Consider the following 663-nt stretch of genomic DNA (forward strand, 5'->3'; position numbering starts at 1 on the left):
TCACGTACTTGTTTACGTAAATCTACAAAGGCTTTTAAGTCACGCTTGTACAAGTCACGTTTGTTGTCGAACGACTTATCTTCAAAGTAGGTAGCTGATTGCAGCGCTACTTTCATACAGTTTGAAAATGCCGTGAGTATTGAGTAAAAGTCATCACGCTTTTTAAGATTAGTGTCGGTAAGCTTACCATCAACCTCATGTACTTTTGGCGCTAATGCTTGGCGTAAAGCAGGGCCATCTTGCTTGTTTTTAACACCTTCAAATATCGCCCATAAATCACTGTGTAATCCTGGTAGTTTTTTATACTCGGTGTCCATGCTGTTGTACAACCCTTTTAGGTCGTCTATATCAAAGCCGCCTTGGGTGCGCTCCGCAAGGTCTTGGTACTTTTCTATAGTGGTATCAAGTTCTTTTAATATGCCCCGATAATCAATTAAGTAGCCAAACTGCTTTTTGCTATGCAATCGGTTAACACGGGCAATTGCTTGAATAAGGTTATGCTCTTTAAGAGGCTTGTCTATGTACAGTACGGTGTTCTTTGGCTCGTCAAAGCCCGTTAGCAGTTTATCAACCACTATCATGATGTCAGGGCCATCGTCTCTACCAAAGTCTTCAATAATGGCTTTGGTGTAGGCTTTTTCATCCATCTTATCAACATTGGAT

General features: G+C 41.0%; 1 protein-coding gene. It reads right to left on the reverse strand.

Translation table 11 applies throughout. The annotated features are described in order from the left end of the window. Positions 1-663: type I restriction enzyme subunit R domain-containing protein (locus CWC14_RS18160; RefSeq protein ID WP_502705431.1), on the reverse strand; the 663-nt coding region annotated here is incomplete at both ends.

It is taken from the genome of Pseudoalteromonas sp. S3260 (assembly GCF_005886925.1).
Lineage (GTDB): Bacteria > Pseudomonadota > Gammaproteobacteria > Enterobacterales > Alteromonadaceae > Pseudoalteromonas > Pseudoalteromonas tetraodonis.